This window comes from Streptomyces sp. NPDC002467 (assembly GCF_042889825.1).
GTDB lineage: Bacteria > Actinomycetota > Actinomycetes > Streptomycetales > Streptomycetaceae > Streptomyces.
The window spans coordinates 175,513-191,075 of record NZ_JBIARJ010000014.1 but is presented as its reverse complement, the minus strand read 5'-3'; the positions used below and the strand labels follow the sequence as shown (position 1 = coordinate 191,075).

Sequence of the window (15,563 nt, the reverse complement as noted above, 5' to 3'; positions counted from 1 at the left end):
TCGATGGCGCCCCTCTTCCGGTCGTGTCGACCGGTCCGGCCGCTGGTGCAACCGATGCCGCACGTCCGATGTCTTCACATTTGACACGTTTGTCCCCAGTCTCTCGAGAATCGAGGGGACGTCATGATCCACCGACAGTTCCGCCGGATCGCGGCCCTGGCCTCCGGTGTCCTGCTCACCGCGGGGCTCTCGCTCGCCGCACCGGCCGCCACCGCCACCACCACCGCCGCCCGGGCGCAGTCCGGCAGCCCGCTCGTGGTCGATGCCCGTTGGGCCGGGCACCCCACCTATGACCGGATCGTCATCGACATCCGGGGGTACGTCCCCACCGCGACCGTCACCCCCGTCCCGCACCTGGTCCAAGACGGGTCCGGCAAGCCCGTGCCGCTGCCCGGGAGGTACTTCCTGGAGATCCGCCTCCATCCCGCCGCCGCCCACGACGACGCGGGCGGGAACGTCTACCTCGGACCCAGGCTGCAGAGGATCGCCCTGCCCAAGCTCAAGGGCATCGCGCTCACCGGGGACTTCGAGGGGTACGTGACCTTCGGCGCCGCCTTCGACACGCTGCCCTACTACCGCGCCTTCCCCCTGCACTCCCCCGAACGGTTCGTCGTGGACATCGCCCGCTGAACCTAGCGGTGCTCGGGGTTCGGGAAGTCGAAGCGGCAGCCGGCGTCCCACAGGGAGCGCTGGTTGCCGTGCGCCGGGATGCCGCCCGCGCCCTTGAGGAGGGCGGCCAGGTGCATCAGGTTCCAGGACATGAAGGTGGTGTTGCGGTTGGTGAAGTCGTTCTCGGGGCCGCCCGAGCCCGGGTCGAGGTAGGACGGCCCGGGTCCGGCCTCGCCGATCCAGCCCGCGTCGGCCTGCGGCGGGATCGCGTAGCCGAGGTGCTGGAGGCTGTACAGGACGTTCATGGCGCAGTGTTTGACGCCGTCCTCGTTGCCGGTGATCAGCGCGCCGCCGACCCGGCCGTAATAGGCGTACTGCCCCTGGTCGTTCAGGATCGAGGAGCAGGCGTAGAGCCGTTCGATGACCTGCTTCATCACGGAGCTGTTGTCGCCGAGCCAGATCGGGCCGCAGAGGACGAGGATGTCGGCGTCCATCACCTGGCTGTAGAGCACCGGCCACTGGTCGGTCTCCCAGCCGTGTTCGGTCATGTCCGGCCAGACTCCGGTCGCGATGTCGTGGTCGACGGCGCGGATGAGCGACGTACGGGCTCCGGCCGATTCCATGACGGCACGGCTCTTGTCGATCAGACCCTCGGTGTTGCTGACCTCGGGCGATCGCTTGAGCGTGCAGTTCACGAAGAGGGCGGAGAGGTTCGAGTAGTCGGGTTCGGCAGTCACTCCCCCAGCCTGGCCGGGGTCGGGAGGTGGCGCCATCGGGGCGCGGCCGGACGGGATAGGGTCAGTGGGCCTTGGTGTTCGGGAAACCGGTGGGAAACCGGTGCGGCCCTCGCCACTGTGATCGGGAAGTCCGGCTCCACTCCTACGGGAAGCCACTGGGCCCGCGCGGGAGACCGCACGGCCCCGGGAAGGCGGGGCCCGGGCATCAGAACCCGTGAGCCAGGAGACCGGCCGGGGCGCGCTGTCCATCCACGAGGTGCTGGAGAGGTCTTCCCTACTCATGCATATAGCCGAGGGGTTCCTACCCCCATGGCACGCGGCCGCCTGGGGCGTCGCGTCCGCCCCCTTCGTCGTACACGGTGTCCGCGCCCTCACCCGTGAGGTGAAGGCCAATCCGGAGAGCACCCTGCTGCTCGGGGCGTCCGGAGCGTTCACCTTCGTCCTGTCCGCGCTGAAGATCCCCTCGGTGACGGGCAGTTGCTCGCACCCGACGGGCACGGGGCTCGGAGCGATCCTGTTCCGGCCGCCGGTCATGGCGGTGCTGGGCACGATCACCCTGCTCTTCCAGGCGCTGCTGCTGGCGCACGGCGGGCTGACCACCCTCGGCGCCAACGTCTTCTCGATGGCCATCGCCGGGCCGTGGGCGGGCTACGGGATCTACCGGCTGCTGCGGGGCCTCGACGTGCCGCTGATGGTGACCGTGTTCTTCGGTGCCTTCGTCGCCGACCTGGTCACCTACTGCGTGACCTCGGTGCAGCTGGCGCTGGCCTTCCCGGACCCGGGTACGGGCTTCCTCGGCGCGCTCGGGAAGTTCGGCGGGATCTTCGCGGTGACGCAGATACCGCTCGCGGTGAGCGAGGGGCTGCTGACCGTGCTGGTGATGCGGCTGCTGATGCGGTCGAGCCGTTCGGACCTGATCCGCCTCGGCGTCGCGAAGGCGAAGGAGGCCGTGGCCCGGTGAGCAGGAACGCGAAGATCAACGCCCTGCTGCTGTTCCTGGTGGCGGCGCTCGCCGTGCTCCCGCTCGCGCTGGGGCTCGGCGAGGGCAAGGAGGAGCCGTTCACCGGCGCCGACGCGCAGGCCGAGGCCGCCATCACCGAGCTGAAGCCGGACTACGAGCCCTGGTTCTCACCGCTGTACGAGCCCCCGTCGGCGGAGATCGAATCGGCCCTGTTCGCCCTCCAGGCGGCCCTGGGCGCGGGCGTACTGGCGTACTACTTCGGCCTCCGCAAGGGCCGCCGACAGGGCGCGGCCGCCGCTGCCGCCGCGGACCCGGCGGCGGAGGGCGTGGCAGCCGGACAGGGCCCGGAGACGGGGTCCGGGGCCGGCGGCGGGGGGAGCTGACGGTGTTGCCCATCGATGTCGCCGCGCACGGCAGTCGGTGGCGGTGGCGGCATCCTCTGGAGAAGGCGTTGCTCGGCATCGGGCTCACGGTGACCGCCGTGTGCCTGCCGGCCTGGCCCGGGGGGCCGATCGTCGGGGCCGCCACGCTGGCGGTCCTGCTCGGGCCCGCCGGAGTGGCCCGGCGGCAGCTGTGGCGGGCCTTCCGGATCCCGCTCGGCTTCTGCTTCACCGGGGCGCTGCCGCTGCTGGTCTCGGTCGGCGGGCCCGGGGGCTGGGTCGCGCCGGCCCCCGGCGGGCTCCAGCACGCCGTCGAGCTGCTGCTGCGCACCTCGGCGGCCTCGCTCGGCGTGCTGCTCTTCGCCTTCACCACCCCGGTGTCGGACGTGCTGCCCCGGCTGGTCCGGGCGGGCGTGCCGGCCCCGGTGGTGGACGTGGCCCTGGTCATGTACCGGATCACGTTCCTGCTGCTCGACTCGCTGGCCCGCATCCGCCAGGCCCAGGCGGCCCGCCTCGGGAACACCGGGCGGGCGGCGGCCTGGCGTTCGGTGGCCGGCCTGGCCGCGACCTCGTTCGTACGGGCCTTCGACCGCGCCGCGCGGCTCCAGTCGGGCCTGGCGGGGCGCGGCTACGACGGCTCGCTGCGGGTGCTCGTGCCCGAGGCGGCCCTGTCGTGGCGGTTCCTCGCCGCGTCCGCCGCACTGCTGTCGGCCCTGGTGGCCGTGACCCTCGTACTGAAGGAGCTGTACCTGTGAGGCCGTTGGTGGAGCTGGTGGGCGCGGGCTACGCCTACGAGGACGGGCCCGCCGTGCTGTCCGGCGTGGACTTCGGGATCGCCGGGGGCCGGGCGCTGGTGCTGCTGGGCCGCAACGGCTCGGGCAAGACCACGCTGATGCGGCTGCTGAGCGGGGGCCTGCGGCCCGGCTCGGGCTCGCTGCACCTCGACGGCGCGGAGGTGACGTACGACCGCAAGGGCCTGACCCGGCTGCGGACGGCGGTCCAGCTGGTGGTCCAGGACCCGGACGACCAGCTGTTCGCCGCCTCCGTGGAGCAGGACGTCTCCTTCGGCCCGATGAACCTGGGCCTGCCCGCGCCGGAGGTCCGCGAGCGCGTCGACTCGGCCCTGGCGGCCCTGGACATCACGGCGCTTCGCGACCGCCCGACCCACCTCCTCTCCTACGGCCAGCGCAAGCGCGCGGCGATCGCGGGCGCGGTGGCGATGGCTCCGCGCGTGCTGATCCTGGACGAGCCGACGGCCGGGCTCGACCCGGACGGGCAGGAGCGGCTCCTGGACGTCCTGGCGGGCCTGCGGGCGTCCGGGACCACGGTGGTGATGGCCACGCACGACGTGGACCTGGCGGTCCGCTGGGCCGACGACGCGGCGGTGCTGACCCCGTCGGGCATCCGCACGGGCCCGGCCGGGACCCTCCTCTCGGACCCGTCCCTGCTGGCCGAGGCGGGCCTGCGCCAGGCCTGGTCCCCGGCGGTGACTGCCGTCCTCCGCGCCCACGGCCTCCTGGACCCGCACGCCCCCGGCCCCCGAATCCCGGAGGCGCTGACCCCCTGGCAGTAGGTAGGTTCGCCGCTCATGAGGATCTTCAAGGCTTCGGGCACTCCCGGGTCCCTCCGCTGGGACGGCGACGAACTGGTCGACGCGGCGGGCGCGTTCCGCCGCTGGACCCCGGACGGGGCCGAGCACGCGAGCGGGTTCCGGTACGGGTACGAGTTCGACCGGGCCGCGCACTCGCCCTCCGGCCGCTGGACGGTGGTCTACGAGGAGCGCGGCACGAAGGCGCTCCTCCTCGACGGGCAGAGGATCGCGCGGGAGCTGGACCGGAGCCACTACTCCGCCCGGGACTACGACTACCCCGTCGCCCTCGGCACCCTGCCGGACGGGCGCGAGGTGCTGGTCCACTGCCCGGAGGAGTACAACGTCCTGGAGGTCGAGGACGCCGCGAGCGGGGAGCGGCTCACCTCCGGGCCGCGCGAGCCCCGCGACTTCTTCCACTCCCGGCTCGCCGTGAGCCCGGACGGCAGGCGGCTGCTGTCCGCCGGCTGGGTGTGGAGCCCGTTCGGCCTGGTGAGCGCCTACGACCTGGAGGCGGCTGCGGCGAACCCCTCGCTGCTCGACGGGCAGGGGGCCCCGGGGAACGCGGCGCTGGACGCCGAAGTGAGCTCCGCATGCTGGCTCGACTCGGACCGGCTGGCGGTGGCCGCGAACGACTGGGACCTGGGTGCCGGGGAAGCGGATGGCGAGGACCAGCGGGCCCTGGGCGTGCGGGAGCTGGCCGTCTGGTCCTGCTCCGCCGCGCGGTGGCTCCACCGGAGCGCGGGCGCCGCCGACTGGGGCACGCTCGTCCCCTGCGGCGGGAACCGCGTCCTGTCCCTGTACGGGCATCCGCGCCTGGTGGACGCCACGGACGGCACCGTGCTCGCCGAGTGGCCCGACGTGGCGGTGCCCCGACGGGACGGGGCGTACGGGGTCACGCACTTCCCCAGCCCCGTGACGGCCCTGCACGGCGACGGCACCCGCGTGGCGGTGGCCGTGGAGAACGGGATCGCCGTCCTGGAGCTGCCGCGGGATCGGCAGGACCGGCGTATCTAGGATGGCGGCATGTCGCTCCCGCACGCCATTCTCACCGCCCTGCTCGAAAAGCCCTCGTCTGGGCTGGAGCTGACGCGGCGGTTCGACAAGTCGATCGGGTACTTCTGGTCGGCGACCCACCAGCAGATCTACCGGGAGCTGGGGCGGCTGGAGGAGTCGGGGCTGATCCGGGAGTTGCCCGGCGAGGTGCCGTTGCGGGGGCAGAAGAAGGAGTACGAGGTGCTGCCGGCGGGCGGCGCCGAGCTCGCGCGTTGGGTCGGCGAGAGCCAGGACCCCAAGCCGATGCGGGACCCGCTGTTGCTGCGGATCCGCGCGGCGGGGGTCGTGGGGCCGCAGGGGCTCGGGCCGGAGCTGCGGCGTCATCTGGAGCTGCACCAGAGGCAGTTGGCGCAGTACGAGGCCATCGAGGAGAAGGACTTCCCGCCCGGGCGCGACGCCGTGGAGGACCGGCTGCGCCGGCTCGTGCTGCACGGCGGGATCGCCCTGGAGACGTTCTGGCTGCACTGGCTGGAGGAGGCGCTGGCCGAGGTCGAGGACATGGCCGCGGGTGGCCGGACCGAGGACGGCGGCACCGGGGACGGCGGGACCGAGGACGGCGGGACCGGGCCGGAGGCATGACCGCGCCCCCGCCCCGGCGGGCGGGGAGGGGGCGTGCGGTGAGGTGTTACTTGTTCAGGGAGGCCCAGAACTCGTCGAAGCTCAGCTTCTTGTCGCCGTTCAGGTCCTTGGAGGCGACCACGGCGTCGGCGACCGCGGCGGTGACGAACGCGTCACCCATCGCCTTCATGGCAGCGCTGTACTCGTCGGCCGTGATGAAGCCGTCGCCGTCGACGTCGAACTTGTCGAACGTCGCCCGTGCGCTCTCGATGTCCGCCACTGGGTCCACCCCTTCTTGGTGCTTGTTGACCGGCCCAGGGTAGCGGCCGCCCGGGCCGGGGGCCGCCGCGGGTCCCGTTCAAGCGGCAGAAAGAAATTCAATTAACTCCCGAGTAGGCGGAATCTATAATTCCACCCAACAATTGCGGCACCCCCTTGTCACGCTCCGGGATCAACGCATAACGTAACGGCATTGCCGCCACACCAGGAGCGCAGGGCTCCCCGGGACTAGTGGCATAAAGGGCGATCAATCAAATGACGATCACGGACGACGCATCATTCGAAGTTCTGCCCTTCACCCGCACCTGCCGGCACATCTGGGAAGACGGCGACCATGTACTCATCGGGGTGAGCCCCGGAAACAGCTACTTCAGCTCCGAGCGCATCGCCGGCCTGGCCCGGTGGGCAGTGACCCGGTTCGCACAGGTCGACTTCGTGTACGCGGACCTCCACGTGGACCGGATGTTCGCCGCCTTCGGCTACACGGGGGAGCACGCGGAGAAGCGCGCCACGAAGGAGATCAAGGCGGTCCGGCGCAGGATCACCAAAGGCGTGTCGGAGCTGTCGGAGTCGTCGGAGTCGACCGCTCCGCAGGCGGAAATCCGAGTGAGGGCGCTTTCCGAGTTCCAGTCGAACCCCGTTTATCAACTGCTGCACCGGCGGGTTCTGCATTTCCTGGAAACCGACGACGAATTCCGCAAGGGCTGCGAGGAGATGGCCCTTCATTTTGTCGGATCGAAGTTGCCGGAAGGTGAATCGATCACCGACGAGCAGTTGCGCGTCTGTTTCGACTACATGGCAGCCGAGCTGCCGTTCTTCGTGGACACCCCGAGCATCCTTGACGTGCCGTCCTCCGTGGCCGCGTACCACGTCCGGATGCCGCTGACGGACGTCCTCTTCGCACGCGGCGGGGGTCTGCGCGCGACCCGTAACCAGGCGTACGCCGTCGTCAGGCCCGAGAACACCACGACCGGAGGGGACCTCGATGAGCGTCGAGCAGCTTGACCCGAACGCCCCGGAAGGGCAGCCGCTCCTCGACTTCCCGCTCTCGCGCCGCGGCGACGTCCTGCCCGAGGAGTGCGCCTGGCTGCGCGAGAAGGCCCCGGTCGCCAGGGTCCGCACCCTCACCGGGGACCCGGCCTGGCTGGTGAGCAGCTACGCACTGGCCCGGCAGGTGCTGGAGGACGAACGCTTCAGCCTGAAGGACACGGCCGACGCCGGGGTACCGCGCCAGTACGCGCTGACGATCCCGCCCGAGGTCGTGAACAACATGGGCAACATCAACGGCGCGGGGCTGCGGAGCGCCGTGATGAAGGCCCTGAACCCGCGCCAGGCGGGGCTCCGGGAGCGGCTGCTCGCCAAGGCCGGCGAGCTGCTCGACCGGATCGTGGACGAGGGGGGCCCGGCCGACCTCCGGGCCGGCTTCGCCGACCCCTTCTCGGCGGCCCTGCACTGCGAGGTGCTCGGGGTGCCGTTCGATGACTGGCGCCGGCTGATGTCGGGGCTGGACGTCGCGTTCATGACCGCGCGCGAACCGTTCGCCGACTCGGCCCTCAACTGGTACAAGGACGTCGGCTACTTCGCCGACCGGCTGAGGGTGCAGCTCTCGCTGGACCCCGAGGAGCGTACGGGGCTCCTCGGGAAGTTCGCCGAGCTGAGGGAGGCGGACCCGGAGTCGGCGCACCTGACCGACGAGATGTTCGCGACGGTCGCCGTCTCGCTCTTCGGGGCGGGCGCGGTGTCCACCTCCGCCTTCCTGACCCTCGCGGTGCTCGCGCTGCTCCAGAGGCCCGAGCTCATCGGGTACCTGCGGGACCACCCGGAGCGCATGGGCCGGGCCGTGGAGGAGCTGCTGCGCTGGAACCTGTCCGTCGGGGACGGCCTGCCGCGCATCGCGCTGGCCGACGTACGGGTCGGTGAGGTGCGGGTCATGAAGGGCGAGCTGGTGCTCGTCCTGCTGGAGGGGGCCAACTTCGACCCGGCGGCCTTCGACGAGCCGGACGTGCTGGACCTGGAGCGCGAGAGTCCGAACGCCAACCTCGCCTTCGGCGCCGGCCGGCACTTCTGCCCGGCCTCCGCGCTGGGCCGGGCGCACGCCGAGATCGCCCTGGAGGTGCTGGTCGAGCGGCTGCCCGGGCTGCGCCTCGCGGTCCCCGCGGAGAACCTGGTCTGGCGTACGGGCTTCATCAAGCGCCTGCCGGAGCGGCTGCCCGTCGCCTGGTAGCACCGGACCGGGGTCCCGGGAGCAGTGCGAGCTCCCGGGGCCCCTCACGCCCGTCGACCACGGGCCGCCGGCTACCGGAAGATGCCGGTGTGGCCGAGGGAGTAGCGGCCGGGCTGCGGGTACACGGCGAGGCCGTGCGGGCCGCTGCCCACCGGGATACGCGCGAGTTCCTTGCCGCTCGTGGTGTCGATGGCGTAGACCTCGGAGTTGTAGCGGCCGGACAGCCACAGCACCTTGCCGTCGGCGGAGACGCCGCCCATGTCGGGGCTGCCGCCCTCGGGCAGCTCCCACTTCTTGGTGAGCTTGTTCTGCGGGAAATTGAAGACCGAGATGCTGCCCTCGCCGCGGTTCGAGACGTACATCTCCTTGGAGTCGCGGCTCACGTACAGGCCGTGGCAGCCCTTGCCCGTGGGCAGCAGCTTGGGCGTCTCGAACTTGTCGCCGCTGAGCACCCACATGCCGTCCGCCATCATGTCGGCGACGTAGAAGGTCTTCCCGTCCGGCGAGACCTTCACGTCCTGCGGCATCGCGCCCTCGAACGGCAGCTTCTGCTGCCCGATGACCTCCATCTTCTCGGTGTCGACCTTGAGGAGTTCGCCGGAGAACTCGCAGCTCACGATGAAGTAGCGGCCGTCGAGCGAGAAGTCCGCGTGGTTGACGCCGTAGCAGCTCACCGGGACCGTCTTGACGCGGTCCATGGTGTGCGGGTCGCGGAAGACGAGCTCCTTGTCCATCGAGGCCATGACGACGGCGTACTTGCCGTTGGGCGTGAAGTAGAGGTTGTACGGGTCGTGCACCTCCACCGGCTTGCCCGCCTCGCCGGTGGCCGGGTTGATCGGGGTGAGCGTGTGGCCCCGGTTGTTGTTGACCCACAGGGTCTTCATGTCCCAGGACGGGACCACGTGCTGGGGCTGGACGCCGACCGGGATGGTGTCGATGACCTGGTAGGTCGTCGGGTCGATGACGGACACCGTGTTGGAGTTGGTGTTCGGCACGTAGACGCGGGACGGGAAGTCCTTGACCACCGGGGAGAGCTTGTTCGGCCGGTCCGCCGCGTAGACGTCATTGGGGTCGAGGACGGGCGGCATGCCGGGCAGTCCGGGCGGGATGGCGGGCACGGCCTTGACGGGCTTGGCCGGGCCCTTGGTGCCCATGGCCTCGGCGGGACCCTTGTCGGATGATCCGCAGCCGGCCAGGGCGGCGAGGACCAGACCGGCGAGCAGCACGGTGGCCTTCCGGGGAAGGCGGATGGTCGTCATGGGGTCAGCAGCTCCGTGGTGGTCACCGCGCGCAGCTTGCGGCGCGCGAGTTCGTCGAGGAGGGGAGGCATCGCGTCGACCGTGTCCGCGTAGCCGAAGTGCAGGCTCACCACCGATCCGCCGTGGATCGTCCCGGTGACGTTGCGGATGACGGCCGCGGCACCGGGTGAGGTGAAGTCGAGGGAGTCCACGTCGTACGAGAGGACGTGCGGGTACCCGGCCCGCTGGGCGAGTGTGCGGACGAGGGGGGTGGCGTACTGGGTCTGCGAGGGCCGGAACCAGGTGCCGATGGAGCCCGTGAGGCGCTTGAGCCGCTGGGCGCAGCCGGTGATCTCGGCGTACGCCTCCGCCTCGGGCATGTCGTTGATCGCGAGGTGGCGCTGGGTGTGGTTGCCGAGCTCGTGGCCGCCGTCGAGGACGCGGCGGGCCATGTCCGGGTGCGCGTCGAGCCAGCTCCCGATCGCGAGTACGGTCACCCGCGCGCCCGCCCGCTCGGCCTCGGTGAGCACCGCGCGGGCGATGGCGGGGTCCCCGTTGCCGTGAAAGGTGAGGGCGACGCGTGGTCGGTCGCGCGGACCGTGGCCGATCTCGACGGGCTGCCCCGCGAACCGGCGCGGGGAGGCCGCGGCGGCCGGCACCTGCCTGGAGGAGGGTCTGGCCGGGCCCGGGGGCGGGGCGGAGGGCGCGTCGGCGGGGCGGCCCGATCCGCAGGCGGCGGTGAGGCCGGCCGTCGCCGCGCCGGCCATCCCGAGAGCGGCCGCGCGCAGGGCCGCTCTGCGGCCTGGATGTGAGAGCACCTGCCCATTTAAGGGGCGGATGGCCCGGATGGTAATGATTGACCCAATTCAGGGCGTTCGCCGGAAGTCCTTCCGGAGGGCTCCTGTTCGCTATCCGGGCATCGATTCACACGTAGCGTTCGATATTTATTCATCGATTGCGAGGCAGGTGTCCCACCTCACCTAGGATTCAACGCGAGAGTCTTCCGATTTGCACACTTATGTCCGAGTAAGGACTTTTGGCGTTTGAGCCCGCGTCTGCCATAGTCGAGACCACGACTTCCCCATTGACCCGAGCGAAGTCGCACTGCCGAGGATCACACACCCCATTCGATCCTCGGCACCCTCATGAGGCCCCCGCACAAGCCCCACCACGGCGACCCGGGGGCTTCAGGCGTTCTGGCGGTCGGCCACGCGCATCTCGAACCAGGTGATCTTGCCGCGCGGCAGCAGGTCGGCGCCCCAGCGGTCGGAGAGCTTGTCCACGAGGAAGAGGCCCCGGCCGGTGATGTCCAACTCGTGGACCGGCATCAGGCAGGGCAGCCCGCGCGAGGGATCCCGCACCTCGACGCGGATCCAGCCGCGCCGGCGCAGCATGCGTAAGCCGAAGGAGCGGGCGCCGGTGTGCCGGACCGCGTTGCCGACGAGTTCCGAGACCAACAGGACGGCGTGCTCGGCGGTCTGCGGCGAGAGGCCCCAGAGGCGGATCACCACGCACTGGGTGAGCCGGCGGGCCGTGCTCGCCGACTCCGGCATGGACGGCAGCGTCACCTCGGCCTCAGCCGGATTCCCGTACGACTCCATCGCCTTGAGGCCCTGTTCGTCCTCAAGAGCCGCCGTGAGCCGCACGACCGGAGCGCCACTGCGCTGCCGCGGCTGTTCCACACCCTCCAGGCCCGCCATGCACCCATCATGGACGGCCGCACCGCCCCTCCGGGCCGTTCCAGAGGAAAACACCCCCCGGGTTCAACGAATCCAAGGGGGTGCCCTGTCATATGCGGGAGGCATGCGGAGGGCCGTAAAACCCACCCTGACCTGCCGTTACGCACCGCACGGGAACGATCACCGTGAGTGGATCACCGATTCCCCTTAAGGCTGCCTTAAGGCCCGGCTAATCCACCCCCAGGGAGGACCTAGACGAACTTCGCCTTGCCCGGGCCCTCTTCGACGAAGCTGCGCATGCCGCGCTCGCGGTCCTCGGTGGCGAACAGGCCCGCGAACCAGTTGCGTTCGATGGTGAGGCCGGTGTCGATGTCGGCCTCCAGGCCCGCGTCCACGCACTCCTTGGCGGCGCGCAGCGCGAGCGCCGGGCCCTGGGCCAGCTTCGCGGCCCAGGCGTGCGCCTGCTCGTACACCTCGGCGGCGGGCACGACCCGGTCGACGAGGCCGAGGGCGAGCGCCTCGTCGGCCTTGACCATCCGCCCGGTGAAGATGAGGTCCTTGGCCTTGGACGGGCCGACCAGCCGGGAGAGCCGCTGGGTGCCGCCCGCGCCCGGGATCAGACCGAGCAGGATCTCGGGCTGGCCGAGCTTGGCGTTGTCGGCGGCGATCCGGTAGTCGGCGCACAGCGCGAGTTCGCAACCGCCGCCCAGCGCGTAGCCGGTGACGGCCGCGACGACGGGCTTGGGGATGCGCGCCACGGCGGTGAAGGCGTCCTGGAGACCGCGGGACCGGGCGACCATCGCCGCGTGGTCCATCAGCTGCATCTCCTTGATGTCCGCGCCCGCCGCGAACACCTTCTCGCCGCCGTAGAGGATGACCGCGCGGACGTCCGCGCGGTCGGTGGCCTCCACCGCGAGCTCGCGCAGCCGGTCCTGGGTGGCGATGTCCAGGGCGTTCATGGGCGGCCGGTCCAGGCGGATGGTGCCGACGCCTTCGGAGACTTCGAGAGAGATGGTCATGCGGGTCAGGTTAGCGCCGGTTAACGCGAAGTGGCCCGGTGCTGTGGGTCACAGCACCGGGCCACCGGACACAGGGTCCGATTCGACTACGTACGGACGGGGCTTACTTGATCCACTCCGCCCAGTCCATGTTCCAGCCGTTGAGGCCGTTGTCGGGCGCGATCTGCTTGTCCTTGGAGTTCTTCACGATGACCACGTCGCCGATCAGGGACTCGTTGAAGAACCAGGCCGCGGGCTGCTTGTCGTCGCCGGCTCCGCGGACGTCCTTCAGGCCGACGCAGCCGTGGCTGACGTTCTCCGAGCCGAAGGTGCCGGAGGAGGCCCAGTAGTTGCCGTGGACGAAGGTGCCGGAGTTCGACAGCCGCATCGCGTGCGGGACGTCGGAGATGTCGTACTCGCCGCCGAAACCGACGGTCGCGCCGTTCATCCGGGTCACCTTGTACTTCTCGCTGATGACCATCTGCCCGTTGTAGGTGGTGGTCGACGGGGCGCCCGCGGTGATCGGAAGGTCCTTGATCACCTGGTTGTCGCGCACGACCTGCATGGTGTGCTCGCCGGCGTCGACGGTGGAGACCTGGGAGCGGCCGATCTTGAAGCTGACCGTGCGGGTCTGCTTGCCGTAGACGCCGGGGCGGCCTTCGACTCCGTCGAGGGCGATCTTCACGGTGACCTTGGTGCCGGCCGCCCAGTACTTCTCGGGACGGAAGTCGAGGCGGTCGTTGCCGAACCAGTGGCCCTCGACCTGCACGGCGGGCTCGGCCGTGACCGTGATGGCCTTCTCCACGGCCTCGGTGTTGGTGATGCCGCGGGTGAAGTTGATCGAGACCGGCATGCCCACGCCGACCTCCGCCCCGTCCTCGGGCGTGTAGTGCCCGACGAAGGTGTTCTGCGGGGTCAGGGTCGTGAAGGTGGTGTCCTTGGCGGACTCCCGGCCGGCTTCGTCCTTGGCGACCGCGTGCACCTTGTACTCGGTGGCCGAGGCGAGGTTGCGGGCGGGCTCCCAGCTCGCGCCGTCGGCGGCCAGCTTGCCCTCGACCGCGTTGCCCTTGGTGTCGGCGACGGTCACCGTGGCGAGCTTGCCGCCGGTGCTGGATATCTTCAGGACGCCGCTGGTGGCGACCTCCTTGGCCCCGTCCTCGGGCTGGACGCTGACCACGGCCTTGGAGGCTTCCGTACCGGCCTTGCCTCCGCCGCCCCCGGCGTTGTCCCCACCCGTGCCCGCGTTGTTGCCCCCGCCGCCGCTGCACGCGGTGGTGAACAGCAGGGCCGCCCCCAGCAGAAGGGCCGGCAGGCCGGTGCGGACGCGACCGCGAATCGGCTGCAGGTTCACTCGTGTTCTCCCCATGTCCCCCGCGCGCGGACAGTCGCGCGCATGTCGACAGGAAATCACACGGGGGGATCACGAAGAGAAACGGTCATGTCACCGTTCCGTCCCAAGAAGCCCTGACCGCGGGCCGGAACCCGCCGGGATCGGGCTCAGCCGTCGGTGCCCGGCTTGGTCCCCCAGACGTAGACGGTGTCGCCCTCGGTGAGCAGGTTCCACAGCTTCACGGCGTCCGGCTCGGCTAGGTTGACGCAGCCGCCGGAGCCTCCGTGGGCGTAGAGGTAGTCGGACCGGGCGTGGATGGCCTGCCCCCCGTCGAAGAACTGTGCGTACGGCATGGGGGCGTTGTTGTAGAGCGTGGACTTGTGGTCCTTGCTGCGCCAGTAGATCTCGTGCCGGCCGCGGCGGGTCTCTTCCGTGTCCCGACCGGTGCGGATGGGCACGACGGGGAAGACGATCCGGTCGTCCTCCTGGACCCAGAGCAGCTGCCGGTCCAGGTCCACGCAGGTCACCCGCTCCTCCTCGACGGGACAGTCGCCGCGGGCGTTGGGGTTCGGGCGGGCCGCCACGACGAGCATCATGCGGTACGTGTCCACGCCCGCGTAGCCGTCGGCCGGGCGGACCCCGTTCTTCCACTGGAAGGAGCGGATGGCGAGGCAGTCCGCCACGGACTCCGTGCCGTCGACGGGGCGGCGCAGATGGGCCTCCAGCTCCCGCTGGTAGGGGCCGGTGTTGGACCAGCAGGCGCTGACCGGCTCGGGGCCGGTGGTCTCGGCCGCCGTCGCCGGGGTCGGTCCCGCCAGGGCGAGTACGGCGGCGAGAGCGGCCGCTCGGGCCGTCAGGGCTGTCGTCCGGGCTGCGGCCATCGGGAGCCTCCTCGGGCCCGCCGGCCGGGCCCCGCTGCCCCCAGCCAACCCGGCCGGGCGGGGTGGGGGCGCCCGGAAGTGGGCCGGAGGGGTGAACGCTGTCACCCCGACGGGTCAGCGGGCCCGCGTGTCGGGGAGCTTGCCGTAGAGGTCGCGCTCGTTCTTGACGGTGACCACGAGCCGGCGGCCCGGAGTCTTCGCGTCCAGGGCCAGCGGGCCGGTCACCGACTGCTCCGGCATCACGTACCCCTCGGGGAGGTCCCGCTCGGTCAGGTAGTACGAGCCGTCCGAGAGGCCGGTGAAGTCGCTGGCGCCGCCCGCGTCGGAGGCCAGACCGAGGCCGCCGGTCGGCTGGTCGGCATCGAGGCCGTGGTCCTGGAGGCCCTTGGTGCCGTTGGTCTCCTTCCAGACCTCGAACACCGTGCCGCGCAGGGGCCGGCCCGTCTTGGCGTCCTTGCTCAGGATCCGGATCGAGCCGCGGTGCACCGCGCCCTTCCTGCGCTGCGGGACGTTGAGGACGATGCCGTCCGGGCGGTCCTCCTCCTCCAGGTCGAAGGGGGTGACCGGGTCGGCGGTCCCCTCGTAGCCCGCGGCGGCGGCGGTCTGGCGCCAGTAGTACGTCTCGCCGACCGGCTGGGTGGTCGTGCAGGTGCCCTTGGCGTCGGTCACGCAGCCGCTGCCGCGCAGCCGGTCGGCGTTCGCGCCGGTGGTCTGGAGCCCGGCCCGGCCGTTGGCCTCCCGCCAGAGCTCGAACCGGGCGCCGCGCAGGGGCGCCCCGGTGTCCACGTCCGTCTGCCGGAGCACCACCTTGGTCGTCTCGGCCGCCGGGGCCGCGGCGATCACCATCACGGCCGCGAGGCCGAGCGCCCCCGCCTTCGCCCTCGCCGCTGTACGTGCTGTCCTGCCTGTCATGGCACTCCGTCCGTGGGCGGGCCTGTCCGCCCTACAGGCTGCGCGGAGCCTCGTACGGGAGTGCGGGAGGACACTCGTCCCGTACGGCATTCCGATCACACGGACCACCCGCACGGCTCACGCGACGGCTCAC

General features: G+C 71.1%; 18 protein-coding genes and 1 riboswitch. Of the genes, 9 read left to right on the top strand and 9 right to left on the bottom strand.

The window, feature by feature from the left end; all coding sequences use genetic code 11:
• Positions 1-123: 123 nt before the first annotated feature.
• Positions 124-630: a hypothetical protein gene (locus ACFYYJ_RS27375; protein WP_389136255.1), complete on the top strand. Its 507-nt coding sequence runs from the start codon at positions 124-126 to the stop codon at positions 628-630.
• A gap of 2 nt (positions 631-632) precedes the next feature.
• Here ACFYYJ_RS27375 and ACFYYJ_RS27370 read toward each other — a convergent pair whose 3' ends face one another.
• Complete coding sequence (locus tag ACFYYJ_RS27370; protein ID WP_385122256.1) at positions 633-1,346, bottom strand: flavodoxin family protein; 714 nt, start codon at positions 1,344-1,346, stop codon at positions 633-635.
• A 55-nt stretch (positions 1,347-1,401) separates the two neighbouring features.
• Positions 1,402-1,597: riboswitch (cobalamin riboswitch) on the top strand.
• 29 nt (positions 1,598-1,626) lie between these two features.
• Between ACFYYJ_RS27370 and ACFYYJ_RS27365 the strand changes: the two genes are divergently transcribed.
• From ACFYYJ_RS27365 to ACFYYJ_RS27340, 6 genes are read left to right on the top strand one after another with little or no spacing between them, the layout of a single operon-like run.
• Complete coding sequence (locus ACFYYJ_RS27365) at positions 1,627-2,307, top strand: energy-coupling factor ABC transporter permease (RefSeq protein WP_384587920.1); 681 nt, start codon at positions 1,627-1,629, stop codon at positions 2,305-2,307.
• A complete protein-coding gene (locus ACFYYJ_RS27360; RefSeq protein ID WP_389136252.1) occupies positions 2,304-2,690 on the top strand; it encodes an energy-coupling factor ABC transporter substrate-binding protein in 387 nt (128 codons plus the stop codon). Before ACFYYJ_RS27365 ends, ACFYYJ_RS27360 begins: the two co-directional genes overlap by 4 nt.
• A 2-nt stretch (positions 2,691-2,692) precedes the next feature.
• Positions 2,693-3,442, top strand: coding sequence for a cobalt ECF transporter T component CbiQ (gene cbiQ / locus ACFYYJ_RS27355; protein WP_385361992.1), 750 nt, complete (start codon positions 2,693-2,695; stop codon positions 3,440-3,442).
• On the top strand, positions 3,439-4,260 hold the full coding sequence (locus ACFYYJ_RS27350) for an ATP-binding cassette domain-containing protein (RefSeq protein ID WP_385122249.1): 822 nt from the start codon (positions 3,439-3,441) through the stop codon (positions 4,258-4,260). Before cbiQ ends, ACFYYJ_RS27350 begins: the two co-directional genes overlap by 4 nt.
• Positions 4,261-4,275: 15 nt before the next feature.
• On the top strand, positions 4,276-5,292 hold the full coding sequence (locus ACFYYJ_RS27345) for a hypothetical protein (RefSeq protein ID WP_389136249.1): 1,017 nt from the start codon (positions 4,276-4,278) through the stop codon (positions 5,290-5,292).
• Between the two features lie 9 nt (positions 5,293-5,301).
• Positions 5,302-5,910, top strand: a complete 609-nt coding sequence (locus tag ACFYYJ_RS27340) for a PadR family transcriptional regulator (RefSeq protein ID WP_385122243.1) — start codon at positions 5,302-5,304, stop codon at positions 5,908-5,910.
• A 46-nt stretch (positions 5,911-5,956) separates the two neighbouring features.
• Here ACFYYJ_RS27340 and ACFYYJ_RS27335 read toward each other — a convergent pair whose 3' ends face one another.
• Entirely contained in the window at positions 5,957-6,169 is a 213-nt protein-coding gene (locus ACFYYJ_RS27335) for an EF-hand domain-containing protein (RefSeq protein ID WP_376656785.1), read from the bottom strand.
• Between the two features lie 254 nt (positions 6,170-6,423).
• Here ACFYYJ_RS27335 and ACFYYJ_RS27330 point away from each other — a divergent pair, with 254 nt between their 5' ends.
• Both ACFYYJ_RS27330 and ACFYYJ_RS27325 read left to right on the top strand, forming a co-directional pair.
• Positions 6,424-7,173: a tRNA-dependent cyclodipeptide synthase gene (locus tag ACFYYJ_RS27330; RefSeq protein ID WP_385122240.1), complete on the top strand. Its 750-nt coding sequence runs from the start codon at positions 6,424-6,426 to the stop codon at positions 7,171-7,173.
• Entirely contained in the window at positions 7,154-8,392 is a 1,239-nt protein-coding gene (locus ACFYYJ_RS27325) for a cytochrome P450 (protein ID WP_389136244.1), read from the top strand. Before ACFYYJ_RS27330 ends, ACFYYJ_RS27325 begins: the two co-directional genes overlap by 20 nt.
• A gap of 71 nt (positions 8,393-8,463) precedes the next feature.
• Here the strand turns inward: ACFYYJ_RS27325 and ACFYYJ_RS27320 are convergent, their stop codons facing one another.
• From ACFYYJ_RS27320 to ACFYYJ_RS27290, 7 genes are all read right to left on the bottom strand, one after another.
• Positions 8,464-9,651, bottom strand: coding sequence for a YncE family protein (locus ACFYYJ_RS27320; protein ID WP_385122235.1), 1,188 nt, complete (start codon positions 9,649-9,651; stop codon positions 8,464-8,466).
• Positions 9,648-10,397, bottom strand: a complete 750-nt coding sequence (locus ACFYYJ_RS27315) for a polysaccharide deacetylase family protein (protein ID WP_385362013.1) — start codon at positions 10,395-10,397, stop codon at positions 9,648-9,650. The genes ACFYYJ_RS27320 and ACFYYJ_RS27315 overlap by 4 nt, the downstream gene beginning before the upstream one ends.
• Before the next feature lie 420 nt (positions 10,398-10,817).
• Entirely contained in the window at positions 10,818-11,330 is a 513-nt protein-coding gene (locus ACFYYJ_RS27310; RefSeq protein WP_385122232.1) for an ATP-binding protein, read from the bottom strand.
• A 230-nt stretch (positions 11,331-11,560) separates the two neighbouring features.
• Complete coding sequence (locus ACFYYJ_RS27305) at positions 11,561-12,328, bottom strand: enoyl-CoA hydratase/isomerase family protein (protein WP_376656779.1); 768 nt, start codon at positions 12,326-12,328, stop codon at positions 11,561-11,563.
• Positions 12,329-12,431: 103 nt separating this feature from the next.
• Positions 12,432-13,673 (bottom strand): Ig-like domain-containing protein, encoded by a 1,242-nt coding sequence (locus tag ACFYYJ_RS27300; protein WP_389136239.1) that lies wholly within the window; start codon positions 13,671-13,673, stop codon positions 12,432-12,434.
• Between the two features lie 131 nt (positions 13,674-13,804).
• The gene (locus ACFYYJ_RS27295; protein ID WP_385122227.1) at positions 13,805-14,518 is read right to left on the bottom strand and encodes a L,D-transpeptidase family protein; all 714 of its coding nucleotides are present in this window, start codon (positions 14,516-14,518) and stop codon (positions 13,805-13,807) included.
• A 114-nt stretch (positions 14,519-14,632) separates the two neighbouring features.
• The gene (locus ACFYYJ_RS27290) at positions 14,633-15,430 is read right to left on the bottom strand and encodes a collagen binding domain-containing protein (protein WP_385122224.1); all 798 of its coding nucleotides are present in this window, start codon (positions 15,428-15,430) and stop codon (positions 14,633-14,635) included.
• Positions 15,431-15,563 lie beyond the last annotated feature (133 nt).